Origin of the sequence: Marichromatium bheemlicum (assembly GCF_012276755.1) — a bacterium.
Lineage (GTDB): Bacteria > Pseudomonadota > Gammaproteobacteria > Chromatiales > Chromatiaceae > Marichromatium > Marichromatium bheemlicum.
The window spans coordinates 22,167-46,236 of record NZ_JAAXKX010000004.1 but is presented as its reverse complement, the minus strand read 5'-3'; the positions used below and the strand labels follow the sequence as shown (position 1 = coordinate 46,236).

Below are 24,070 nucleotides of genomic sequence, written 5' to 3'. Positions count from 1 at the left end.
TCACTGTCAGGCTCACCCTGTCAATCACCGACCAGCGCCCATAGCCTGGGGACCAAGGACGTCACGAGGAGAGGACCCATGCCGAGATCGAACATCCGGCGCGCGACGCTCGCCGCCCTGGCGCTCGCGCTGATCCTGGGCAGCATCGGAGGAGCGCTGATGGCCACTGAACAACCCGCCTATACCCTGATCGAACAACACCGCGGCTTCGAGCTGCGCCGCTATCCACCGATGCTGGTCGCCGAGGTCGAGGTCGAGGGCAGCTTCGATGCCGTCGGCGGTCGCGCCTTTCGCCTGCTCGCCGACTACATCTTCGGCAACAACCAGGGGTCACGGAAGATCGCCATGACCGCACCGGTCAACCAACAACCGCTGGGGCGCGGCGAGCAGATCGCCATGACCGCGCCGGTGACCCAGCAACCGAGCGGTGAAGCACGCTATCGCATCAGCTTCATCATGCCCGCACACTTCACCCGCGAGACCCTGCCCCGCCCCAACGACGGGCGCGTCCACATCCGCGAGATCCCGGCGCGACTGCTCGCCGCGCACCGCTACTCCGGCGGCTGGGGCGAGGGACGCTATCGCGAACATGAGTCGCAGCTGCTCGCCGCCGTGCAGGGCGCCGGCCTGAGCCCGGTCGGCACGCCGATCTATGCCCGCTACAACTCGCCCTTCTCGCTGCCGTTCCTGCGCCGCAACGAGGTCCTGGTCGAGGTCGAGCGCGCACCGACAGCGCTCGGGGACTGAGCCGATCCGAGGCGGCAGAGCGCCGCCGGGACTGCTATCATCGCCCCCCATCGGGGCCGGTCCTGCACCGGCCCCGACCCGTTTCGCACAACACAGCCAAGGCCTTCATGAGCATCACCGAAAAACAGAAACGCTGGCTCAAGCAGCAAGCGCATCATCTCAAGCCCGTCGTCATCGTCGGTCAGCACGGCATCACCGATGGGGTGATCGCCGAGCTCGAGATCGCGCTCGATCATCACGAGCTGCTCAAGACCAAGATCAGCGCCGGCGATCGTGAGCTGCGCGACGCGGCCATCGCCGAGCTCATCGAGCGCACCGGGGCGATGCTGGTCAATCGCATCGGCAACATCGCCATCCTCTATCGCGCCAACCCGCGCAAGCGCGACCCGCTCGCCCTGCCCCGGATCTGATCAGCCGCGCCGGCGCTCGAGCAGCGCCAGCGCCGCGCGACCGAGCGCGCGATCGGTCGCGCGCAGGATCGCCACCCGGTCAGGGGTGTGCCGATCCTCGTCCACGCTGACCCCGAGCGCAGTCAATGCCGCATTCTTCTCCCCGCTCAAGGGTCGCCGACCGAACACCGAGATCACCATGCCACCGGGGACCGGCGGTGGCGGCGCGAAGGGCGCGTCGTCGACCAGTGCCACCCAGGCGGGGACGAACCCCGGGCCATAGAGATCGAAGAAGCCGTTGGAGCCGCGCAGATGGATCTCCACCGGCCGCCCCCCGATCAGCTCGATGTTGCACAGCCCGGTGTAGTCGGCGAGATGGCGCTCGACCAACTGCGCCAGCACCGGCTCGATCGCCGGGATCGCGACCCCGACCTCCCAGACACAGGGGCGCCTCTGGTCACGCCACTGGCCAGCACGGGTGTGCGCCTGCCAACGGATGCGTCCGGACTCGAGTAGCAGGTCGCTGCTGGTCTGCTCGCCCTCCAGCCGCTCGCACCAGAAGCTCCCGGGCCGCACCGGCACGGCGTCGGCGCGAGACACCCCGGCCTCGAGGGCCATCCCGGCGAGGTTGATGATCGGCTTGACGAACACCGGCGTCTCCGGCGCGAGCCCGAGCGCCATCGGCGACACCCCGCAGGGCGCGGCCAGCAGCCCCTCGGCCAGCGCCAGGGCGAGCTTGTCGTAGACCCCACGATGCACCGGGTTGAGCTGCCAGGCGGCGGCATCGCTCACCGCCACCGCCCGGCGCGGCTGGGGCCGGAACAGCTGCACGCGCTCGGGGAGGACACCGATAAAGGGCATGGCCTGACCTCAATCGATCGGTCGGATCTCGCACAGCCCCGACTTGAACGGCGGGAAGCCACTGATCGGGTCGAGGTGCACATCATCGGTGAGCAGATTGACGTTGGCCTCGTTCCAGCCGTGCACACAGTGCACCACGCCCGGCTTGATGCGCTCGGTTACCTGGGCATAGAAGCGCACCTCGCCACGGAGCGAGCCGACCATCACCGCATCGCCATCGTCGATGCCGCGCACCATGGCATCCTCGGGGTGGATCTCGACCAGGGGACGGGGAATGGCCCGGCGCATCCGCGCGCTGTGCTGGTGTTGCGAGTGGGTGTCGAACTTGGTGCGCGCGCCGCTGGTCAGCACCAGCGGGAAACGCCGGGCCAGCGCCGGGGTGGAGACCGGCCCCTCGGCCGGTTCGCGATAGACCGGCAGACCGTCGTGACCAGCAGCGCGCAGCGCGTCCGAGTCAAACTCCACCTTGCCGCTGTCGGTGGGGAAGCCACGTAGCCGATAGAGTCGATCGGCGTCCATGAAGCCATGATCGACCAGGTCGTCGATCGCATCGGCATAGACGGTCACCCCGTCGGGGCTGGCATAGATCGCCTCGCGTACCGCCTCGGGCAGCCCCTCGGCGGCCTCCGCCCAGGAGGCCTCGAGGTCCCCGCCCCAGAACAGCGCCCCCATCCCCAGCCGCACCCCGAGCTGGAGGAAGATCTCGCCGTCTGCACGGGCCTCGCCCCGCGGGGTGAGCAACGCGCGCCGATAGCGCACCTCGCCCTGATAGGCGCAGCCGGGATAGGCGATTAGCGCCGGGCGCTCCAGGTTGGTCGCCGCCGGCAACACGATATCGGCCTGACGGGTCGCGGGGTTGTGGAAGAAGTCGCTGGCGGCGAAGAAATCGAGCGCGCCGAGCGCCCGCTCCATCCGCGCCGAGTTCGGCCACATCGCAGTATTGATCCCCATCGCCAGCAGCGCGCGGATCGGCTGCGGATCGCCCTCGAGGATGCAATCGGGCAGCAGCATGCTCTGCGCTGCCGGCCAGTAGCGGGTCCAGATCGGGAAGCGCTCGCTGCCGACACGCGGCGGCAAGGCCGCCAGACAGTGATCGAAGCGCTCGATCGGCCGGGGCAGCGCCTTGTCGTTGAAGAAGCGGTTGCCACCCTCGCGATCGAGGTTGCCGGTCACCGCACCGAGCAGGATCAGCGCGCGATGGTTCTGGAAGCCGTTGCTGTGCTGCACGGTCGCGGTTGGCGACAGGGTGATCTGCGCCGGGGCGGTGGTGGCGTAGCACTCGGCGGCGCGTTCGATGTCGGCGGCCGCCACCCCACAAATGGCCGCCACCCGACGCGGGTCGAAGTCGCGCACATAGTCGCGGAAGGCCTCCACCCCCTGCCCCCACTGATCGAGAAAGACCTGATCCTGCCAGCCGTTGGCGAAGATCAGATGATGGAAGCCGAGCGCGAGCGCCCCATCGGTGCCGGGACGAATCTGCAGATGGACGTCGGCGCGCTCGGCCAGCGGGGTGCGTCTGGGGTCGACCACGATCAGCGCCCGCTCGGGGCGGGGACTGGCCAGCGGGTGCTGATCGAAGGGCGGGATCGAGCCGCGCGGATTGGTCGACCAGATGAGATGACAGCGCGTCTTCGGCGAGACCACGGTCGAGGTGGTCTTGATCTTGTAGCCGAGGGTGAGCTTCTCGGCGACCATGGTGGCCGAGAAACAGCAGCCGCTCTCGGTCATGTAATTGGGTGAGCCGAAGCTGTGGGCGAGTCGTTGCAGCTGTGGGCGCGCCTCCTTGGTATAGCCGGCGAAGAAGCCCACCGCCGGCGCGCCGTGACGTTCACGGGCGCGCGTCAGCTCGGCGGCGATGGTGTCGAGCGCCTCATCCCAGCCGATCTGCTCGAAGCGCCCGGACCCGCGCGGGCCGATGCGGCGCAGCGGATGGAGCAGTCGCTCGGGGTGATCGCGCCGTTCGAGCTGGACATAACAGCGCGGGCAGTCGGGCCCGCGGACCTTTACCGGCTCGCCGCCGGTATCGAACTCGACCTCGATCGGACAGTTGGCGTCACACTCGTAACAGGTCGTCTGCGCGCTCGGCATCTCCTTCGTCCCCGCTCGGGCTGGCATGACCCGGGGATGTGCGCCGGGCGCGGCGAATTCAACCCGAGGCGTCCTCCGGTGCGGCCAGCGCGCGCTCGATACGCCCGCCCAGCCGGGGCGCGGCGCGCTCGATATAGCGCAGCGCCGAGCGCGCGTCACGCCAGCCGACATAGTCCATCAGCTCGCGCAGCTGCCACTGACTGGCGCTCGCCCAGGAGGCGAAGCCCCGCCTGAGCGAGTGGGCGCTGTAGCTTGCCGCATCCGCCACCCCGGCCTCCTCGAGCAGACGGCGCAACAGCGGGATCAGGCTGTTGGGGTGCAGCCCCTGCTCGCGCACCCGCCCCCAGCGGTCGATGCCACGGAACACCGCGCCGCGCTCGATCCCGGCGCAACCGACCCAATCGGCATAGGCCGTGACCGGACAGAGCCTGGAGAGCCGGGGCAGCGGATAATCGCGGCTCTCGCCGTGCGAGGTCTTGGTCCGCGCGAGCCGGATCAGCAGCCCGCCGTCGTGTTCCTGACGCACGTCCTCGACCGCGAGCCTCAGCAGTTCATCGCCACGGAAGGCGCGCCAAAAGCCGACCAGCAGCAGCGCCCGATCGCGCCGCGCGCGCAATGCTTCACTGATCCCAGCCTCACGGATCCGCGTCTCCAGCATGGCATCGACCCGTACCAGGTCCTCCAGCTGCAACGCCCGCGCCTGGTGCTCGCGCGCCGGGTGCAGCTCACTGATGCCGCGCATCACCTGGCGCACCACCGGCGCCTTGGTCGGATCGGGGAAGCCCTGATCACGATGCCAGCGCGCCAGTGCCGCCAGGTGCAGCCGCAGGGTATTGAGCGCGAGCTGCTCGGCGTGATCGGCGAGATAGCGGGCAACGGACTCAGCAGTCGCCGGCAACAACCCGCCCCAGGTCTCCTCGTAGTGACGGATCGCCGCGCGATAGCCGCGTCTGGTGTTGTCGCGGGTGGCCGCCTCGATATAGCGCTCGATCCGCTGCATGCCCGATGTGCTCCTTCTCTTCATCGTCTCTGACGGCCCCGTCTTCGATACCGGATCCGTACCGCTTGTACCCAACCTGCTCGGAGAGGGCCTGATTGCGGCCCTCATCTCGGTCTGACATGGGATAAGTCATATTATCCCGCCTTTGATTTTTACTGAACACAAAAATTGACGTTCAAAAATAATACGTATATACATACTACGTAATACAGTACGAAATAAATTGGAGACCCCATGGCACGCGGTGGCATCACCAAGGCGCTGGTCAAACAGGCACGCGACACCCTGCTCGCACAGGACCGACACCCCTCAATCGACGCCGTCCGCGTCGCTCTTGGCAACACCGGCTCGAAGAGCACGATCCATCGTTATCTCAAGGAGTTGGAAGAAGAAGAGGCACGCCGGCTCGGCGACGCCAAGGGCCTGAGCGAGCCGATCCAGCAGCTCGTCGCCGAACTCGCCCGCACCCTCGAGACCGAGGCTGAGGAGATCGTCGCCGCCGCCGAGCGCCGCCATCAGACGCACATAGAGACACAGCGTCAGCAACTCGAAGAGATCGAGACAGTCCGCGATGGACTCGCGACAGAGGTCGAGGGATTGCGCCAGGGGATCGCCGCGCGCGAGACGACCCTCGCCGAGCAGGCCGCGCGCATCATTGAACTGGAGCAACGGGGTCAGGGACAGGCGATCGCCTTGGCGACCCTGGAGCAGGAAAAACTGGGACTACAGGAACGGCTCGAGGTCCAGGCGCAGCATCTCGCCTCGATCGAGGAGAAGCACCGTCATGCCCGCGAGGCGCTCGAACACTATCGCGAGGCCAGCCGCCTCCAGCGCGAGCAGGATCAACGCCGCCACGACCAGCAGCTCCAGCAGTTGCAGGCGGAACTGCGCCAGCAAGCACAGACCCTGATCGTCAAGCAGGATGAGATCACCCGGCTCAATCGCGACAACGCCGCCCTCGCCGGCGAGCTGCGCGAGCGCGAACGGGACAATCAACAACAAGCGCAGGCATTGGCGAAGCTGCGCGAGGCACAGCAGGCGGGCGAACGGATGCGCGATCAGCTGGAAACACAACTCGCGCACAGCGAGGAGACACGCGCAGCGCTCGACGCACAGCACCGTCAGCTCACCGACGCACACGCCCAGCTCGAGGCACGGCTAGGGCGCAGCGAACGGGGGCGCGAACGACTCCAGACCCGACTGCTCGCCGAGCACGCACGGCGCCAAACCCTCGAGCAACAGCTCGAACGGTTACTCGCCGCGCGTATGACTCAACCGGAGACGGAATCGGACAAGACGCACACAGATCCCGGGCCAGCCGAATCACGCTGACCGACCAGATCCGGCACCCGGGGCCATCTCCTCTCATGAGCAGAGGCCGCCTCGCGAAACTCGCGCGGCGCCACCCCGACGTGGCGGCGAAACACCCGACTGAAGTGGGCGCTGTTGGTGAACCCCCAGGAAAAGGCCACCTCGGTGAGGGTGCGGTGCGCCAGCGCCGGATTGACGAGATCGCGCATACAGCCCTCGAGCCGTAACCGCTGGATATAGCGCCCCGGGGTCTCGTCGTCATCGGCAAAGGCATTGTGCAGGTGCCGCCGACTGCAGTGGAGCGCCTGCGCGATCCTCGTCACCGATAGCCCCGGGTCACGCAGATGACGTGCGATATGGTCCCGGACCCGATCGCGAAACAGTGCCTGTCGTGAGCAGCCAGCGGCCTCCTCCTGTAGCAACTCACGCAGCGTCAGCTCGACCAACTCCAGGATCAGTTCTCCGGCCCCCTGTGCGCTCTGCGTACTCATCTCGGGGAGAGCCTGGAAGGTATGGCGCATGGTCTCCAGCGCCACTCGGGAGATCCCTCGACTCCCACCGAGATGCCGCCCCACGACCGTCTCCAACGGCAGACCCCGTGTCAGAAAACGCTCACGCGGCAACAGCAAGATCAAGTGCTCGGCCCACTCCGGGCTGCTCACCCGATAGGGCGCGGTGGTGTCATAGAGGGCCCAGCCACCGGCGCGCACCCAGGCCTGACGTCGAGACTGGCTGACCACCGCATGTCCACGCCAGGGCGCGAGCACCTTTAGGGCGCCCTCACCGCCCGCGCCCTGGGCATCATGGGGTTGGATCACACGATGGCCTTCGGCACACAGCCGGGTGAGCGAGAGCGCTCCGGCTCGATAGGTGTCGAGTTCACCGCAGAAGACGCGCCGTTCATCGAACTCGGACTCGACCCCGAAGAACAGCGATGCCATCCAGGCGCGCCAGGCGATCCTGGCATCGGCCGGCGATAGCTCGGCGGTACTGAGGCGCAGCGGCGAGACAGTCATGGGGACGGATTATTGACCGTTTGGTCATACCCGGACAAGATCCAAGATAAACACTTCGTGCACGATCAGGCATGTCTTGAGTGCACTCAGGGGACAGCCATCCACCCGATGCCCGTCTACCCTCGCCTCACCGAGCCATGTCAGGAGGACGTGCCCATGTACCAGACCCAGCTACTGATCGGCGCCGAGTGGCGCCCCGGGAGCACGGCCCGCTGTTTCGAATGGCGTGGCCCGCTCGCCACCACCGCGGTGACCACCCGCGCCGCAGCAGCCGATCACAGTGACGCCAAGGCGGCAATCGAGGCCGCCGCGGTAGCCCTACCCGACTGGGCCGGGAGCCCTCCGGCCAGACGCCGCGCCCTACTCCAGGAGGCAGCGACACGGCTCGCACGGCGCCGTACCGATTTCATCGCGCGGATCTGTGACGAGACCGGCGCCAGCACCACCTGGGCCGAACTCAACATCGAGCAGGCCTGCGCCATCCTCCACGAGGCGGCGGCCCTCACCACCGCGATCCAAGGATCGCTGATCCCGTCCAACCTACCAGGAAACATCGCGTGTGCGGTCAGACGCCCCGCCGGCGTGGTCCTCGGTATCGCCCCCTGGAACGCGCCACTGATCCTGGGTGCACGCGCCATCGCCACCCCCTTGGCTTGTGGTAACACCCTGGTCTTCAAGGGCGCCGAGCGCTGTCCGGCAACCCATGCCCTGTTGGTCGAGACGCTGTGCGCTGCGGGTCTGCCCGCTGGCGTCCTCAACCTCATCAGCCACGCCCCGGAGGATGCGGCCGCGCTGACCGAGACGATGATCGCCCATCCCGCAGTACGCCGGGTCAACTTTACCGGCTCGACCCGAGTCGGGCGCGCCATCGCCCACAGCTGCGCCGAACACCTCAAGCCGGCGATCCTCGAACTCGGTGGCAAGGCGGTACTGATCGTACTCGACGACGCCGATCTCGAGGCGGCGGCTCGGGCGGCTCGCTTCGGGGCCTTCGTCAACTCCGGACAGGTATGCATGTCCACCGAGCGTCTCATCGTCGACACCGCTGTCGCTGATGCCTTCACCGAACGACTTGCCGCACAGGTCCGCGCCCTCACGGCCGGCGATCCACGCCACGGCAATGCCCCCCTCGGCGCAGTAATCGAACCGGCCACGCTCGAACGCGCCAATGCCCTGATCGAGGATGCGCTCGCCCAGGGCGCCCGGCTGGTAGTCGGTGAGCCCGACCAGACACTGCTGATGCGCCCCGTGCTACTCGACGGACTCACCCCGGAGATGCGCCTCTATCACGAAGAGAGCTTCGCCCCGATCGCGGCGATCATGCGGGTACCCGACACCGAAACGGCGATCGCCCGCGCCAACGACAACACCTACGGTCTGGCCGCAGCGGTATTCGGTCGTGATCTCGCGCGGACCTGGCAGGTTGCCGAGCGCATCGAATCGGGGATCTGTCACATCAACGGCCCAACGGTACACGACGAACCCCAGATGCCCTTCGGCGGCCTCAAGGCCTCGGGCTATGGCCGTTTCGGCGGCCAGGCCGGCATCGACGCCTTCACCGAGTTGCGCTGGATCAGCCTCCAGACCACCCCACGCCAGCTACCGTGCTGAATAGACCGAGGATCGGGACATGGATCGATTGCTCTTGCTGATCGCCGCGGCGATACCGAGCGTCCTCGCCCAGGCCCAACCGATGTCGCTGCCACACGCCCCCGGGATCGAGTCACCGGACTATGTCTGGAACGCCGAACGCGCGACCATGCTGCAGGCATTACGCGATCACGCCGACCCCGAGCGCGGTGCCTATGCCTATCTGGTCTGTCGGCGCTGCCACGGCCACGCTGGCGAGGGCGATACTGCGGGACGCTATCCACGGCTGGCCGGGCAGCACGCAACCGTGCTCATCAAGCAGCTCAACGACATCCGCGCTGGACAACGCGACAACGCCCAGATGTATCCCGCCGTCTCCGAGCACCAGGTCTCGGCGCGCCAGCTCGCCGACATCGCCCTCCATCTCGAGCGGCTCGATCCGCCCACCTCGACACCTGCACCGCCCCACACCACCGCCCCAACGCTGGGCGCGCGACTCTATCGACGCGATTGCCTGCACTGCCATGGCGAGCACGCTCAGGGCGATGCCAACGCCTTCTACCCCCGACTCGCCGATCAGCACCCAGCCTATCTGTTGCGCCAGGCGCAAGGTATTCGCGATCGGGTGCGGCGCAATGCCGACCCCGAGATGGTCGAGACGATCGCCCACTACAGCGACCCCGAACTCGAGGCGGTGATCGCGCATATCGCCACCCTATCAGCCCGTGCCGGGAGGAGGCCGCGATGAGGACCCTGTTGCTCATCACACTCATAACAGCCGCCCCGACAGCCATCGCCGCACCAGCTATCGAGGTCTTCGAGAAGGTCTGTGCACGCTGCCACGAGACCGGCATCGGCCCGGTGATCACAGGGCGCGACCTGCCGGTGGCCACCTACATCATCATCGCCCGCAGTGGGCGCAATGCCATGCCCGCCTTCCGCGTCACCGACATCGACGACCAGACCCTGCTCGAACTCGCCGAGTATCTTGCGGCCACCCCGCCGCCACCGGAGACGGCCCATGCCGATCACTAGACGCAACCTGCTACGGCTACTCGCCAGCACCCCGGCATTGGCCGCCGTCAGCGCGCCCGCACCCGCGCCCCCCAGGCCAACCGCGCCGGTGATCTTGCTCCTTGATGGCGGCAGGCTCGATACCGCCCTAGCGAGTGCCGTGACCACCCAGACACCCGCAGCGGTAACGCCTTGGCCACTACACGGACTCGACGCCCCGGCACTCGCCGCGCTCGATCACCGGCTCGCGCACGCCATCACACCAACCCGACTGATCGGCTGGCTCGACGATGCCAACGCGCTGCTGGTCGGCGAGTGCGTCCGCGACCACGCCGGTCACCTGTTGCTCGAACAACGGCTACAACCACCACCGACACGAGCAGCAACACACCTGGCGCGAATTCTACTGCACCCACCAGAAGCCTCCACACCACCGCACCACTCTGCACGCTTGGCGCTGAGCGCCTGGATTCAACCCGCAGCGTCTCGGGAGTCGTGATGAAGACCACCCCCCATCAAGTACGACCACAGGGCATCGATGCCGCAACCTTTTCCCGCGCCCTCGCCGACTTCGGCGCAGTCCTCGGCGCCGACCAGGTGCTGACCTCGACGGCCCATCTGCGCCCCTACACCAAGATCATGATGGCGGTCGAGACCGAGGCGCACCGACCCTCTGCGGTCCTGCTCGCCACCACCGTCGAGCAGGTCCAGGCGGTGGTCAGCATCTGCAACCGCTACCGCATCCCGCTGTGGCCGATCTCCACCGGGCGCAACTTCGGCTACGGTTCGGCCGCCCCTGGCGAGCGCGGACAGGTCGTGCTCGACCTGCGACGCATGAACCGGATCCTCGAGATCGATCCCGAACTCTGTACCGCCTTGGTCGAGCCGGGCGTCACCTATCAACAGCTCTACGACCACCTCCAGGAGCACGAACGACCGCTGATGCTCTCCTTCTCCGCCCCCTCGGCGATCGCCGGGCCGGTCGGCAATACCTTGGATCGCGGGGTCGGTTACACCCCCTATGGCGAACACTTCTTGATGCAGTGCGGGATGGAGGTGGTGCTGGCCAACGGCGAGGTGTTGCGCACCGGGATGGGCGGGGTCGAGGGCGATCGCGCCTGGCAGGTGTTCAAGTGGGGGTATGGGCCGACCCTCGATGGGCTCTTCACCCAATCGAACTACGGCATCTGCACCAAGATGGGATTCTGGCTGATGCCACGACCTCCGGTGATCAAGCCGTTCTCGATCCGCTACGCGGACGATACCGATATCGCCGACATCGTCGAGCTGTTACGCCCGTTGCGCATCGCCCAGGTGATCCCCAATGCGGTAGTGATCGCCGGGACCCTGTGGGAGGCCGGCGGCTGTAACCTGCGCCGCAGCGACTATCTCGACACCCCGGGCAGCACGCCGCGCGCGGTGATCGAACAGATCCGGCGCGACCACGGGCTCGGTGCCTGGAACGTCTATGCCGCACTCTACGGCACGCCAGAGCAAGTCGAGGTCAATTGGCGGATCGTCACCGAGGCGGTCGAGCGCAACGGTCGCGGCACCCTGATCACCGCCGAGGAGGCCGGCCAGACCCAACCGTTCCAGTATCGGGCGGAGCTGATGTCAGGGATCCCCAACCTCCAGGAGTTCGGGCTCTACAACTGGCGAGGCGGCGGTGGGTCGATGTGGTTCGCGCCGGTGAGTCAGGCGCGCGGCAGCGAGTGCGGTAAACAGGTCGAACTCGCCACCACGGTGCTCGAACACCATGGGTTCGACTATGTCGGTGAATTCATCGTCGGCTGGCGCGACATGCACCATGTGATCGATCTGCTCTACGACCGCAGCGACCCCGAGGAGATGCGGCGCGCCCATGACTGCTTCGCCACCCTGCTCGATGTCTTCGAGGCCGAGGGCTATGCCGTCTATCGTGTCAACACCGCCTTCCAAGAGCGGGTGGCGCAGAGCTATGGACCGGTCAAGCGCGAGGTCGAACGCACCCTCAAGCGTGCGCTCGACCCCAACGGCATCCTCGCCCCTGGGCGTTGCGGGATCCGTGGCTGAACGACTGGAGCAGCGGGCGTCAGCCCGAGAGCGTCTCCATGCGGATGCGGGTCACCGCACCCTGTACCGAGTCGAGTGCCTCGATCTGCGCGATCGCGGCATTCATCTGCCGCTCGAGCACCCGGTGGGAGAGCATCACCAAGGGCACATGGGTCTCGCCCTCGGCCGGCTCCTGCTGCTTGATCGCCTCGATGCTGATGCCGTGCTCGCCGAGGATGCTGGCGATACGCGCCATCACCCCGGGCTGATCGAGCGCGGAGAGACGCAGATAATAAGCGGTCTCGACGGCCTCCATCTCCAGCACCGGGGTGTCGACCAGGGCATCGGACTGGAAGCCGAGGTGCGGCACCCGATCACCCGGCGCGGTCGCCAGGGCACGCACCACGTCGACCAGATCCGCGACCACCGCCGAGGCCGTCGGCAGGGCGCCAGCGCCGGCGCCGTAGTAGAGCGTCGGCCCGACCGCATCCCCCTTGACCAAGACCGCGTTCATCACCCCGTCGACATTGGCCAGCAGGCGGCGCTCGGGGATCAGCGTCGGGTGGACGCGCAGCTCGATCCCCTCGGCCCCGCGCCGGGCAATGCCGAGATGCTTGATGCGATAACCAAGCTCGGCGGCATAGGCGACGTCGAGGGCATCGATCTCGGAGATGCCCTCGGTGAAACAACGCTCGAACTGCAGCGGGATACCAAAGGCGAGCGCGCCGAGGATGGTGAGCTTGTGCGCCGCATCGATCCCCTCGACATCGAAGGTCGGGTCGGCCTCGGCGTAGCCGCGTGCCTGCGCCTCGGCGAGCACGTCGGCGAACGCACGCCCCTTGTCACGCATCTCGGAGAGGATGAAGTTGCCGGTGCCATTGATGATCCCGGCGATCCACTCGATGTGATTGGCCGCCAGCCCCTCGCGCACCGCCTTGATGATCGGGATACCGCCGGCCACCGCCGCCTCGAAGCCGACCATCACGCCGTGCGTGCGCGCAGCGGCAAAGATCTCGTTGCCGTGCAACGCGATCAACGCCTTGTTGGCGGTGACCACGTGCTTGCCGTTCTCGATCGCACGCAGCACCAGCTCGCGCGCCGGCGAATAGCCACCGATCAGCTCAATGACGATCTCGACCTCGGGATCTTCGACCACCGCGAAGGCATCCTCGCCGATCTGTCCGATCTGCTCCAGCCCGTCAATAGCGGTGGCGTCATAGGTGCGAGCTGCGGCATGCGCGATCTCGATCTGGCGACCGGCGCGGCGCGCGATCTCAGCGGCATTGTTGGTGAGCACGCTGACCGTGCCGCCACCGACCGTACCCAAGCCCAAGAGTCCGATTTTCACCGGTTTCATCATATTACCTCTTCGTCGCCCGCCGAGCGGGCGGAGCGCTGTATCCTGGTTGGAATCGGGCTAGGCGCGTCCGTGATGGACGCGCGCCACCGCTCTAGACGGGGATCAGGCGCCGGCCTGCGACTCCCGACGCAGCATCTCCTTGATACCGCGGATCGCCTGACGCGTGCGATGCTCGTTCTCGATCAGACCGAAACGCACATGGGTGTCGCCATATTCACCGAAGCCGATGCCGGGGGAGACGGCTACCTTGGCCTCGCGCAAGAGCTTTTTCGAGAACTCCAGCGACCCCATCTCCCGGTAGGGCTCGGGGATCGGCGCCCACACGAACATCGTCGCCTTGGGCGGCTCGACCGCCCAACCGGCGGCATTGAGCCCGCTGCAGAGGACGTCACGTCGGCTCTGATACATGTCGCTGATCTCGCGTACGCACTCCTGCGGCCCCTCGAGCGCAGCGATCGCCGCGACCTGGATCGGGGTGAAGGTGCCGTAATCGAGATAGGACTTGATCCGCGCCAGCGCCGCAACCAGGGTCGGGTTACCGCACATGAAACCGACCCGCCAACCGGGCATGTTGTAGCTCTTCGACATCGAGAAGAACTCGACGGCGATCTCCTTGGCCCCGGGCACTTGCAGGATCGAGGGTGCCTTGTAACCGTCGAAGGCGATATCGGCATAGGCGATGTCGTGCACCACCCAGATGCCGTGCTCGCGAGCGATGTCGATGACCTTCTCGAAGAACTCCAGCTCGACACACTGCCCGGTGGGGTTGCCAGGGAAGTTGAGCACCAACATCTTGGGCTTGGGCCAGGAGTCCTGGATGGCGCGGCGCAGCTCCTCGAAGAAGTCGACCTCGGGGGTCAAGCGCACATGACGCACGTCGGCGCCAGCGATGATGAAACCGTAGGGATGGATCGGATAGGCCGGGTTGGGCACCAATACCGTATCGCCGGCATCCATGGTCGCCATCGCCAAGTGAGCGAGCCCCTCCTTGGAGCCGATGGTGACGATGGCCTCGGTCTCGGGGTCGAGGTGCACATCGAAGCGATCGCGGTACCAGTGGCAGATGGCACGACGCAGCCGCGGGATACCTCGCGAGACCGAGTAGCGATGGGTGTTGCCGCGCGCCGAGACCTCGATCAGCTTATCGACGATGTGCTGTGGCGTCGGCTGATCGGGGTTGCCCATGCCGAAATCGATGATGTCCTCGCCCCGCGCTCGAGCCGCGGCCTTCAACTCGTTGACGATGTTGAAGACATAGGGCGGCAAGCGCTTGATGCGATGGAAATCTGACTCGGGGGCGACCACGGGGGACCTCGTTGAAGATGAAGTTGGAAAAAGGTTCAGAGTGTACAGCCAGCAGGGAAAGAAGCAAGCAAGACGATGCATCGGCCTACTGGCACCCCATGCAACCGCAACCCTGCACTGGTCATGACGATGATGCCGCTCCGGCACACGACAGCGCCACGGCAATCTTCAAGGCCGTCGGTCTGGCGGCCGAATACTTCGGTCACCCCAACTGGGGCGAATACGTCCCACGCATGCTCGAACACCTGGCACGTGCGACCCATGCGAGCCGTGCCTATGTCTTCGAGAACCAGCTCGGTATTGATGGCGTACTCTACACCAGCCAACGTCACGAGTTCTCTGCCCCCGGGATCGAGAGTCAGCTCGACAACCCCGAATTGCAACGCCTCCCGCTCGAGGCCGGCTTCGACCACTGGTGCCAGATACTCAGCGCCGGCGGCGTGGTCCACGGAAGCATCAACACCTTCCCGACGGCCGAACGCGCCCCCCTCGAGGCCCAGGACATTCGTTCTCTGGTGGTGGTGCCGGTGTTCGTCGTCAAGCACTGGTGGGGCTTTATCGGACTCGACGACTGCGAACACGAGCGGCACTGGAGCGAACTCGAGGTCCAGGCACTGCGCGCGGCGGCCAACGTCCTCGGCGCCTCGGTGCAGGGCGAGCGGCTACGACGACTCGAACAACGCATGTTCCAGATGGCCACCCACGACGACCTCACCGGGTTACCCAACCGACGCGCGCTCAATGGTTATCTGCGTCTCGAGCAGGCTCGCAGCGAGCGCTCAGGCGTGGCCTACTGCCTCGGCCTGTTCGATATCGATCGCTTCAAGTTGATCAACGACATCCACGGCCATGGCGCCGGCGATCAGGTCCTCAAGCAGGTCGCCCTCGCCCTCAGACGCAGCATCCGCCAGGGCGATTGGCTCGGGCGCTGGGGCGGCGAGGAGTTCCTGGTGGTGCTCCCGGTAACCCGCGTCGAACAGGCCCATCAGGGCATCGAGCGCATGCGCAAGAGCGTCGAACACACCCGCACGGAGTTTGCCGGGCAGACGCTCAAGGTCACGGTGAGCGCAGGGATCGCCGTGAGTAGCCCGGGCAAGGACGGTATCGACGAGGTCCTCGCCCGCGCCGATGCCGGGCTCTACGAGGCCAAACTACGTGGGCGCAATCGCAGCTGTGTCACCAATGCCGAACAGGCCCATGCACTCACCACCGCGGCCTTGGTCCAACGCGCGATCGGCGGGGGACTGCTCCGCCCGGCCTATCAGCCGATCATCGACCTCGACAGTCGCACCGTGGTCGGCGAAGAGGTCCTCGCCCGCATCGTCACCGCCCCCGAGCACGTACTCTGCGCCCAGGAGTTCATCGAGGTCGCCGATCGCCTCAGCTTGCTTCATCACATCGACGATATCCTCGCTCGACGCGCCATCACCCGCTGCGCCACCGAGAACGGGCGACGGCTTGCCATCAAGCGCTTCATCAACCTCTCGGGCGACCTGCTGCGCCGCCCGGAGCAGGTCGCCGCCCTCGCCGACCATGCCGCCGCGCACTGTCCCCGACTCGGCCCCAGGGGCCAGACCCGATCCCTGGTACTACAGATCACCGAACGCGAACCACTCGGCCAGGCGCGCCAGCTCCGCACGACCCTCGCCCCCTTCATCGAACGTGGCTTTCGGTTGGCCATCGACGACTTCGGCGGCGGTTACTCCTCACTCGGCTATCTCGCCGAGCTGCCGATCTCGTTCATCAAGATCGATCGCCAGCTCATCGCCCAGATCCACTCCCAGCCCAAGTCCAGGGCCCTGGTGGCCAGTATCCAGTACACCGCCGACTCGCTCGGCATCACCACCATCGCCGAGTGCGTCGAGGACGAGGCCACCGCCCACACCCTGTGTGACCTTGGTGTCCACTGGGCCCAGGGCTATCTGTTCTCGGCCCCGGTCCTGGAGACGGAGTACGCCTCATGAGTCGCGTACGACGCCCCCTAGTGGCACTCGCCTGCTTGTTCCTCGCTGTCGGTTGCAGCCGGATCTCGCTGGTCTACGACAACGCCCCCTTTCTCACCGGGGTCTATGTCGATCACCAGCTCGATCTCGACCCTCAACAGCTGCGTGGCTGGAAACCGGTACTCCAGACGGTCCAGGAGCGCCACCGCCGCGAGGCCCTACCCGAACTCGTCGCCCTCCTCGAGCGACTACTCCAGGCGACCGCGACAGGCCCTGCACGCAGCGATCTCGCCTGCCTGATGGCCGCCGCCGCGCCAGTCTATCGCCACCACGCCGAGCTCTTCATCACCGCCGCAGCCCCGCTGCTCGCCGCGCTCACCCCGCCCCAGCGCACCCGTCTCGAGCAGCGGTGGCACGAGAGAGAGACCGAGCGCGGCGCACCGCCCGACGCCGCGCGCGAACGCCAGCGGCGTGCCCGGCGTTATATCCGTAACATCAGCGACTGGACCGGCCCCCTCACCCCCGAGCAACAGCAACTGATCGGCGAGATCACCGCCGCGATGCCACACAGTCAACCGGCGCTCGATGCCTATCGCGCCGCCCAGCGCAGGCGGTTGATGACCTTGCTCGAGGAGGGCGCCGGGGAGCGGCGCATCGCCGCCTTCCTGCGGGCGTGGCTGACCGATTTCGACGCCATGCCGATCGAACTGCGCCGCGATGGCGAGCGCCTGACCGAGCAGCTCGTCACCCTTGCCGCCCGGCTCGGCGCCAGTCTCGCCCCCGAACAGCGCGCCCGAGTGCAGCACCGCCTCGGTGAACTGCGCGATACCCTGCGCCGACTGCAACGCGGCCACACCACCCCCAGGCCGCTACCCTGTAGCAGCTGAGCCCGGGCTCAGAACAGCGCGTCGAGGACCCGAGGGGTCGCACTGTCCTCGACCACTGGCGCAGGTGTCGCACGGATCGGGTCGGGGCCGAGCAACATCAAACGATATTCCTCGCGCACCCACTCGGTGATGCCACCTGGCCCACGCAACTCGACCCCACGTGCCGGATCGATCCGCACCCGCACCATCCCCCGTGGCGGCGCCAGCCGTAATTCCGGTCGTTCGGCGAGCGCCTGACGCATGAACTCGACCCACATCCCCAACGCCGCCACGCCGCCGTACTCGCCACGTCCCAGCTCGGAGAAGTCGTCGAACCCCATCCAGGCAATGGTGACGAAGTCGGCCTGATAACCCGCGAACCAGGAATCGCGCAGATCGTTGGTGGTCCCGGTCTTGCCAACCACATCGGCACGCCCAAGGACACGGGCGCGGCGCCCGGTACCGACCTCGATCACATCACGCAGCATCGAGGTGAGCTGATAGGCGATACGCGGATCGATCACCTGTTCGGCGGCGACCGAGGGCGCAGCGGGGCGGGACGCTTGCGCCTCGCGCCGATACCAGCAGTCGTCACAGGCGCGCGGGGGCATGGCCTCGAAGATCACGTGCCCCTCACCGTCCTCGATCCGGCGAATGAAGTGCGGATGGACGTGATAGCCGCCATTGGCGAACACCGCATAGCCCTCGGCCAGGCTCACCGGCGAGAGTTCGACGGTCCCGAGAGCCAACGACAGTCCCACCGGGTTATCGACCAGGGCGAAGCCGAAGCGCTCGAGATAGCGCTTGGCGTCCTCCACCCCGACACTCTGCAGCAGATTGATGGTGGCGAGGTTGCGCGAGCGCGCCAACGCTGGGCGCAACCGGATCGGACCGAGCGCGCGACGATCGGCGTTCTGCGGGTTCCAGCGCGAACCGCGCGGTAGCTCCACCGGACCATCGCGCACCAGGCTCGCCGGGGTCCAGCCCTCGGCGAGCGCGGCGGCATAGATGAAGGGTTTGAAGCTCGAACCGGGCTGACGACGCATGTCGAGCGCGCGGTTGAACTTGCTCGCCGCGAAGTCGTAGCCCCCGATCAGCGCCCGCACCGCGCCGTCGCGCGGATCGATCGAGACCAGCGCGCCGGCGACCGCCGGGAGCTGATCGAGCCGCCAGTTGCCGTCCTCGGCGCGCGAGAGTCGCACCAGGTCACCGACGGTGAGCACGTCGGAGACGCGCCGCGGCCGCCGTCCGCGCCGGTTCTCGTCGATCAACGGCCGCGCCCAGGCGACGGCCCCCAGATCGAGCCGCGCGCGCTCGCCGCGCCCGAGATAGAGCTCGGCGGCGCCCGCCGAGACCGCGGTGACCAGCGCCGCGCGCAGCCCGCCGAGCGGCGGGTGGGCGGCGAGCAGCGCGTCGAGCGCCGCCTCGGTGCGACCGGCAAGCGCGATGCGTGCCTCGGCGCCGCGATAACCGTGCCGCCGGTCGTAGTCGTGCAGCGCCTCGCGTACCGCGCCCTGCGCTGCCCGTTGCAGCCGGGTGTCGAGGGTGGTGATGACCCGATAGCCGTGCCCGAGCGCGGCCTCGCCGTAGTGCTCGATGATCTCCTGGCGCGCCATCTCGGCAACGTGACCGGCCTCCAGGTCGGGCAGGCGGCGATGCAGCCGCGCCCTGTCGGGGGTACGGATCGCCTGCTCGTAGCGCGGCGTGTCGATATAGCCGAGTGCGTGCATTCGCCCCAGCACATGGTTGCGCCGCTCCAGCGCGCGCGCCGGGTCGGTCACCGGGTTGTTGCTCGAGGGCGCCTGGGGGATGCCGGCGAGCATCGCCACCTCGGGCAGGGTCAGCGCCTCGAGCGGCTTGTCGTAGTAGAGCGCGGCGGCCGCCGAGATACCGTAGGCGCGATGACCGAAGAAGATCTTGTTGAGATAGAGCTCGAGGATCTGCTGCTTGGTCAGGGTCCGCTCGACGTGCAGGGTCAGCAGCACCTCGGCGAGCTTGCGCGCGAAGGTCTTCTCCCGGGTGAGGAAGAAGTTGCGGGTGAGCTGCATGCTGATGGTGCTGCCGCCCTGGGTCTTCTCCCCGGTCAGGGCATAGCTCAACGAGGCCCGCGCCAGCCCCATCAGGTCGATCCCCCGATGTTCGAAGAAGCGACTGTCCTCGGTGGCGAGCACCGCCTGCACCACCAGCGCCGGGACATCGCGATAACGCACCGGGCGACGGCGCTGCACCCCGAACTCACCGATCAGCGCACCATCGGCGCTGTAGACGCGCAACGGTTCCTGGAGCTGGACGTCGCGCAGCTGCTCGACGTCGGGCAGCTCGGGCAGGGTGAAGTGGACGAAGGCCGCGGCACCGAGCAGCCCCAGCAGCATGAGCTGCAACCCGGCGCCGAGCAGCGCGCTCGACAGGCGCAGCAGCCAGCGCCCCGGCGCGAGACGCCGCGGCGCGGACGAAGGTGGCTGTTCCGGAGCGGGCTGCTGATCGGCTGCGTGTTCCAAGGGCGACTCCAGGGCGCGCGCGCCGGGCACGCCTCATCCCGATACCCCATCAGCGCGGCACCGGCGGCGACATCCTGCGCGATCGCGTCCCGCCCCGCAAGGCCGCGCTCAGCGCAGCCGCTCGAGATAGGCGATACCGCCGAGCTGGCGCATCTGGGCGAGGATCCAGCCCACACGCCGCTCCCGTCGCTCACTGGGGCGATCGAGCCGATAGCCGCGTGGATCGGGCAGCACCGCCGCGAGCCGGGCGGCGCGTGACCGCCCGAGGTTGGCCGCGGAACGGTCGAAGTAGCGACGGCTGGCGGCCTCGGCGCCATAGACCTCGGGACCGAACTGGGCGATGTTGAGATAGACCTCGAGGATGCGTCGCTTCGGCCACAGCGTCTCGATCAGCACCGTGAACCAGGCCTCGATGCCCTTGCGCAGATAGTCCCGCCCCGGCCACAGGAAGAGGTTCTTCGCCGTCTGCTGGGTCAGCGTGCTCGCCCCCCGGCTGGGACCGCCCTCGCCCAGATCGGCGAGGACCTTGCGCAGCTCGACCAGGTCGAAGCCGTGGTGCTCGGGGAAGCGCTGGTCCTCGGCGGCGATCACCGCCAGCGCCAGCGCCGGGTCGATGTCGTCGAGATCGACCCAGCGGTACTCCAGTCGCGGCGCGCGGCCCTCTGCCCACAACCCGGCGAGTCGGTGTTCGAGCATGAAAGCCGAACTCGGCGGATCGAGCCAACGCAACGCACCGACCATCACCACCGAACACAGCGCCAGTACCAAGGGCGCCAGCACCAGCAGCCGCAGAATCCCCGGTGTGTCGTGTCGTTGCTTACGAGCCCGCCCCTTGCCGGGGCGTTTGCGCGTTTTCCGTGCGCTCATGAGCAGATCCAGACCTCCGTCATCGCCGTGCCACCGATCGCCACCCCTCATTGCGGGACCGGCCGCCGATTCGATCGTCCATTTTGACACAGCCCCAGTACACTTTTCGCGCACAGCGCCGAGCAGATCCGATCTGGACAACGCCTGTGCACAGCCCGACCATGGGGTCACGAGGATAACCGGGTGCCAACGAGGAGAACACCGATGCCGACCCGAATCTATCTGGTGCGCCACGGCGCCACCGAACTCACCGCCGAGGACCGCTTTGCCGGCTCCACCGACGTACCACTCTCCGAACAGGGCCGCACCCAGGTCCGCGCGCTCGCCGCGCGGTTGCGCTGCGACAGCCTCGATGCGGTCTTCGCCAGCCCGATGGGGCGCACCATGGAGACGGCACGGATCATCGCCGAGTCACACGGTCTCGAACCCACCCCTGAGCCTGGGCTGCGCGAGATCGACTACGGCCACTGGGAGGGCCTGACCCGCGAGCAGGTCGCCGCCGACTTCGCCGATGAGTACAGCGCCTGGCAGGAAGACCCGCTGACCAGCGCGCCCAAGGGCGGCGAGTCGGGGATCGACGTGCTCGCCCGCGCCCTGCCGGTGATGCGCCGCATCGTCCACGATCACCACGACCGCTCGGTGCTGGTGGTCGCCCACAAGGGCACCAACCGGCTACTGGTCAGTAGTCTGCTCGGCTTCGATGCGCGCGGCTATCGCGACCGGCTCGACCAGAGCCCGGCGGGGCTGACCATCCTCGACTTCGCCAGCGAGGTACGCGCGCGGCTGCGGCTGTTCAACGACATCTCACACTACGAGGGGCTGCCGGCGCGGGAACTCGAACAGCGGCTCTCGCACTGGTGGAGCGACCCCTGCCACTGAACCCGTTCAGCGCCAGCCCGTCAGCAATCGCCACCCCGCCTGGAGCGCGCTCGCGCCCCAGGCCAACACGACCAGCACCGCCACCAGCACCGGGCCAAACGGCTGATCGAGCGCCAGCGCCAGCACGAAGGCGCCGAGATAACCAGCGACCCCGATCCCCCCCGCCACCACCCAGGTCGCGCGCCAGCCGTGCGCCACCCGGAAGGCCACCCAGGCCGGCACGAACACCAGCGCGAAGGCCCCCATCAACCCAACCGTGGCGGTGCCCACCGCCATGCCGAGCGCAGCAACGAGATCCATCCCCAGGTGGGTGCGCCAGGCCGCGCGACCATTGGCGCGATCGAGCCGGGGCAGCAGACGCGCGCGCAACAGCGGCCAGGCCAGCCGGGGCAACGCCCACAGCAGCGCCAGCGCCAGCGCCAGGGCCGCGATCAGCTCGGGCCAGCGGGCGAAGTAGAGCTGGCCGTCGATCAGCGCCTGCCCCAGCCCCTCGCCCACCGCGCTGTTGGCCGCAATCAGCAGCAGTAACGCCCAGCCGATCAGGATCATGAAGCCGTAGACACCGTTGCCACGCCGGCCCAACGCGCCCTTGATCAGTCCACCGCCGAGCGCGCCGAGCCCGGCACCGGCCAGCCCCGGCGCACCGAGCGCGAGCCCGCCGAGGGCGCCGGCGGCCGCCAGATGCGCCAGCCCCAGCGCCGCCAGCCACTCGTCGCGGAGCATCAACAGCACCCCGATCGGCGCGAGCGCGAGGCTCGCCGCCAGCCCGGTGAGCAGCGGCACCCGGAACAGCGGGTCGACGAGCAGCGCGAGTCCCTCGTTCATGACCGCCCCCCGGCCTCGAGCGTCAGCACCCGGGTGCTCACCGCCTCGAGAAAGGCGCGCTCGTGACTGACCAGCAACACCGCTCGGTCTGCACGCGCCGTCTCCAGCAGCGCGCGCAGCGACCGCTCGGCGCCGGGATCGAGGTTGTTGGTCGGCTCGTCGAGCAGCACCAGATCGACCTCGGCGCCGAGCGCGCACCACACGCAGAGCAGCTGGTACTGCCCCCCGCTGAGCCGATCGAGTCGCTGGCCGAGCAGCGCGACCAAGGGCGCCGGCGCGCGGCGCGGGTCGAGCCCGGCGGCACGCAGCAGATCGGCGCCGGTCATTGGCATGGGGTCGAGACGCACCGGGCGCTGCTCCTGATAGCTCAGGCGCAACCCAGGTGCGCGCCGGATCGTCCCGGCGAACACCCGCGCGGCGCGGGCGATGGCGTTGAGCAAGGTCGACTTGCCACTGCCATTACCGCCCCACAACCCCAGCACCTCGCCACGCCCCAGGGCGAACGAGAGCGGACCGACCACGGGCGCGCGATGGCCCGCGACCAGTCCGTCGAGCCGCAACAGCGCCTCGCTCATCGCCGCGCCGCCCCGGCGAGCACCTCGACCCAGCGGTCGATGTGCGCCAGATAGGCCGCGCCGTCGGCCGCGCGTGCCGGCTCCAGCGCCAGCACCGCCACCGGCCAGTCGAGCGCGGCGGCGACCCGCTCGGCCGGGCGCGCCGGCTGATAGGGGGTGTGGATCACCACCCCGGCCTGGCCCCGCAGCCGCTCGGTAAGCGCGTTCAGCTGACGACCGCTCGGCGGCACCCCGGGCACCGGCTCGATGGTGCCGAGCAGCGGCACGCCAAAGCGATCGAGCAGATAGACGCCGTCGCGGTGATGGAGCACTGCGCCCGGCGCGCCGTCGAGCCGCGCCGACCACGCCGGCAGGCGCCGCTCGACGGCGGCGGCAAAGCGCGCGGCGCCGGCGCGATAGTCGGGGCCACCGGCCGGGTCGAGGGCGGCCATGCGCTCGGCCAGCGCCCGCGCCACCGTCGCCATGCGCAACGGATCGAGGTTGAGGTGCGGGTTGCCGAGCGGGTGGACGTCACCGAGCGCGCGATCGGCCGGGGTGCCGACATCGAGCAGCGCGACCTGGGCGGCGGCCTCGAAGTAGCCCGGGGTCTCGGGGCGGATCGCCGGGTTGGCGGCGCTGGCGATCGCCAGCGGCAGCCAGCCGATCTCCAGTTCGGCGCCGACCGCCACCACCAGATCGGCGCGACGCAGCGCGCCGATCATGCTCGGGCGCGCCTGCAACCGGTGCAGGTCGCGCTCGGGCCCGGAGAGCACCGTCAGCGCGGTGTCCGCGCCGCCGACCGCGCGCACCAGCGCGCCCATGCTCGGGCTGGTGGCCACCACCTCGAGCGCCTGCGCCGGCAGCGCGACCAGGGCCGCGAGCAGCACGCCCGCGCGGATCATCAGTGAGCTGTTCATGGTGTTCCT

At 68.1% G+C, this 24,070-nt stretch carries 22 protein-coding genes; 11 read left to right on the top strand and 11 right to left on the bottom strand.

Annotated features, from left to right (window positions below):
- Nucleotides 1-78: 78 nt before the first annotated feature.
- Nucleotides 79-747, top strand: coding sequence for an SOUL family heme-binding protein (locus tag HF203_RS04520; protein ID WP_168667028.1), 669 nt, complete (start codon nucleotides 79-81; stop codon nucleotides 745-747).
- A 107-nt stretch (nucleotides 748-854) separates the two neighbouring features.
- The gene (yhbY, locus tag HF203_RS04515) at nucleotides 855-1,157 is read left to right on the top strand and encodes a ribosome assembly RNA-binding protein YhbY (protein WP_062276170.1); all 303 of its coding nucleotides are present in this window, start codon (nucleotides 855-857) and stop codon (nucleotides 1,155-1,157) included.
- Here the strand turns inward: yhbY and HF203_RS04510 are convergent, their stop codons facing one another.
- Genes HF203_RS04510 through HF203_RS04500 form a run of 3 tightly spaced genes read right to left on the bottom strand, consistent with a single transcriptional unit; the run spans nucleotide 1,158 to nucleotide 5,085 of the window.
- Nucleotides 1,158-1,997, bottom strand: a complete 840-nt coding sequence (locus HF203_RS04510; protein WP_168667026.1) for a hypothetical protein — start codon at nucleotides 1,995-1,997, stop codon at nucleotides 1,158-1,160.
- Between the two features lie 9 nt (nucleotides 1,998-2,006).
- Nucleotides 2,007-4,085 carry a molybdopterin-containing oxidoreductase family protein gene (locus HF203_RS04505; protein ID WP_168667024.1) on the bottom strand — a complete coding sequence of 693 codons (2,079 nt, stop codon included), beginning with the start codon at nucleotides 4,083-4,085 and terminating at the stop codon, nucleotides 2,007-2,009.
- A gap of 58 nt (nucleotides 4,086-4,143) precedes the next feature.
- Complete coding sequence (locus HF203_RS04500) at nucleotides 4,144-5,085, bottom strand: site-specific integrase (RefSeq protein WP_168667022.1); 942 nt, start codon at nucleotides 5,083-5,085, stop codon at nucleotides 4,144-4,146.
- A gap of 234 nt (nucleotides 5,086-5,319) precedes the next feature.
- On the opposite strand from HF203_RS04500, the gene HF203_RS04495 reads away from it, so the two are divergent.
- Nucleotides 5,320-6,417, top strand: a complete 1,098-nt coding sequence (locus HF203_RS04495) for a DNA-binding protein (RefSeq protein WP_168667021.1) — start codon at nucleotides 5,320-5,322, stop codon at nucleotides 6,415-6,417.
- Here the strand turns inward: HF203_RS04495 and HF203_RS04490 are convergent.
- Nucleotides 6,357-7,412 (bottom strand): helix-turn-helix domain-containing protein, encoded by a 1,056-nt coding sequence (locus tag HF203_RS04490; RefSeq protein WP_168667019.1) that lies wholly within the window; start codon nucleotides 7,410-7,412, stop codon nucleotides 6,357-6,359. The two genes, HF203_RS04495 and HF203_RS04490, sit on opposite strands and share 61 nt — an antisense overlap.
- Nucleotides 7,413-7,568: 156 nt before the next feature.
- On the opposite strand from HF203_RS04490, the gene HF203_RS04485 reads away from it, so the two are divergent.
- The 5 genes from HF203_RS04485 to HF203_RS04465 are packed head-to-tail and all read left to right on the top strand — an operon-like array spanning nucleotide 7,569 to nucleotide 12,068.
- On the top strand, nucleotides 7,569-9,023 hold the full coding sequence (locus HF203_RS04485) for an aldehyde dehydrogenase (RefSeq protein ID WP_168667017.1): 1,455 nt from the start codon (nucleotides 7,569-7,571) through the stop codon (nucleotides 9,021-9,023).
- A 19-nt stretch (nucleotides 9,024-9,042) separates the two neighbouring features.
- Complete coding sequence (locus tag HF203_RS04480; RefSeq protein WP_168667015.1) at nucleotides 9,043-9,750, top strand: c-type cytochrome; 708 nt, start codon at nucleotides 9,043-9,045, stop codon at nucleotides 9,748-9,750.
- Nucleotides 9,747-10,037 carry a c-type cytochrome gene (locus HF203_RS04475; protein ID WP_168667013.1) on the top strand — a complete coding sequence of 97 codons (291 nt, stop codon included), beginning with the start codon at nucleotides 9,747-9,749 and terminating at the stop codon, nucleotides 10,035-10,037. Before HF203_RS04480 ends, HF203_RS04475 begins: the two co-directional genes overlap by 4 nt.
- Nucleotides 10,024-10,515 carry a hypothetical protein gene (locus HF203_RS04470; protein WP_168667011.1) on the top strand — a complete coding sequence of 164 codons (492 nt, stop codon included), beginning with the start codon at nucleotides 10,024-10,026 and terminating at the stop codon, nucleotides 10,513-10,515. Before HF203_RS04475 ends, HF203_RS04470 begins: the two co-directional genes overlap by 14 nt.
- Nucleotides 10,515-12,068, top strand: coding sequence for an FAD-binding oxidoreductase (locus tag HF203_RS04465; protein WP_168667009.1), 1,554 nt, complete (start codon nucleotides 10,515-10,517; stop codon nucleotides 12,066-12,068). Before HF203_RS04470 ends, HF203_RS04465 begins: the two co-directional genes overlap by 1 nt.
- 19 nt (nucleotides 12,069-12,087) lie before the next feature.
- On the opposite strand, the gene HF203_RS04460 is transcribed toward HF203_RS04465, so the two are convergent.
- On the bottom strand, nucleotides 12,088-13,404 hold the full coding sequence (locus HF203_RS04460) for a homoserine dehydrogenase (protein WP_168667007.1): 1,317 nt from the start codon (nucleotides 13,402-13,404) through the stop codon (nucleotides 12,088-12,090).
- A 105-nt stretch (nucleotides 13,405-13,509) separates the two neighbouring features.
- Nucleotides 13,510-14,712, bottom strand: coding sequence for an alanine transaminase (alaC, locus tag HF203_RS04455; protein ID WP_168667005.1), 1,203 nt, complete (start codon nucleotides 14,710-14,712; stop codon nucleotides 13,510-13,512).
- A 98-nt stretch (nucleotides 14,713-14,810) separates the two neighbouring features.
- Here alaC and HF203_RS04450 point away from each other — a divergent pair, with 98 nt between their 5' ends.
- Nucleotides 14,811-16,676, top strand: coding sequence for a putative bifunctional diguanylate cyclase/phosphodiesterase (locus HF203_RS04450; RefSeq protein ID WP_168667003.1), 1,866 nt, complete (start codon nucleotides 14,811-14,813; stop codon nucleotides 16,674-16,676).
- The gene (locus tag HF203_RS04445; protein ID WP_168667001.1) at nucleotides 16,673-17,542 is read left to right on the top strand and encodes a DUF6279 family lipoprotein; all 870 of its coding nucleotides are present in this window, start codon (nucleotides 16,673-16,675) and stop codon (nucleotides 17,540-17,542) included. Before HF203_RS04450 ends, HF203_RS04445 begins: the two co-directional genes overlap by 4 nt.
- Nucleotides 17,543-17,550: 8 nt before the next feature.
- Here the strand turns inward: HF203_RS04445 and HF203_RS04440 are convergent, their stop codons facing one another.
- Nucleotides 17,551-20,019: a penicillin-binding protein 1A gene (locus tag HF203_RS04440; protein WP_168666999.1), complete on the bottom strand. Its 2,469-nt coding sequence runs from the start codon at nucleotides 20,017-20,019 to the stop codon at nucleotides 17,551-17,553.
- Between the two features lie 108 nt (nucleotides 20,020-20,127).
- Nucleotides 20,128-20,886 carry a monofunctional biosynthetic peptidoglycan transglycosylase gene (mtgA, locus tag HF203_RS04435; RefSeq protein ID WP_168666997.1) on the bottom strand — a complete coding sequence of 253 codons (759 nt, stop codon included), beginning with the start codon at nucleotides 20,884-20,886 and terminating at the stop codon, nucleotides 20,128-20,130.
- Nucleotides 20,887-21,090: 204 nt separating this feature from the next.
- Between mtgA and HF203_RS04430 the strand changes: the two genes are divergently transcribed.
- Nucleotides 21,091-21,765, top strand: a complete 675-nt coding sequence (locus HF203_RS04430) for a histidine phosphatase family protein (protein WP_168666995.1) — start codon at nucleotides 21,091-21,093, stop codon at nucleotides 21,763-21,765.
- Between the two features lie 6 nt (nucleotides 21,766-21,771).
- Here HF203_RS04430 and HF203_RS04425 read toward each other — a convergent pair whose 3' ends face one another.
- From HF203_RS04425 to HF203_RS04415, 3 genes are read right to left on the bottom strand one after another with little or no spacing between them, the layout of a single operon-like run.
- A complete protein-coding gene (locus tag HF203_RS04425) occupies nucleotides 21,772-22,590 on the bottom strand; it encodes a metal ABC transporter permease (RefSeq protein ID WP_168666993.1) in 819 nt (272 codons plus the stop codon).
- A complete protein-coding gene (locus tag HF203_RS04420) occupies nucleotides 22,587-23,165 on the bottom strand; it encodes an ATP-binding cassette domain-containing protein (RefSeq protein WP_168666991.1) in 579 nt (192 codons plus the stop codon). The genes HF203_RS04425 and HF203_RS04420 overlap by 4 nt, the downstream gene beginning before the upstream one ends.
- Nucleotides 23,162-24,061: a metal ABC transporter substrate-binding protein gene (locus HF203_RS04415; protein WP_168666989.1), complete on the bottom strand. Its 900-nt coding sequence runs from the start codon at nucleotides 24,059-24,061 to the stop codon at nucleotides 23,162-23,164. Before HF203_RS04415 ends, HF203_RS04420 begins: the two co-directional genes overlap by 4 nt.
- Between the last annotated feature and the right edge of the window lie 9 nt (nucleotides 24,062-24,070).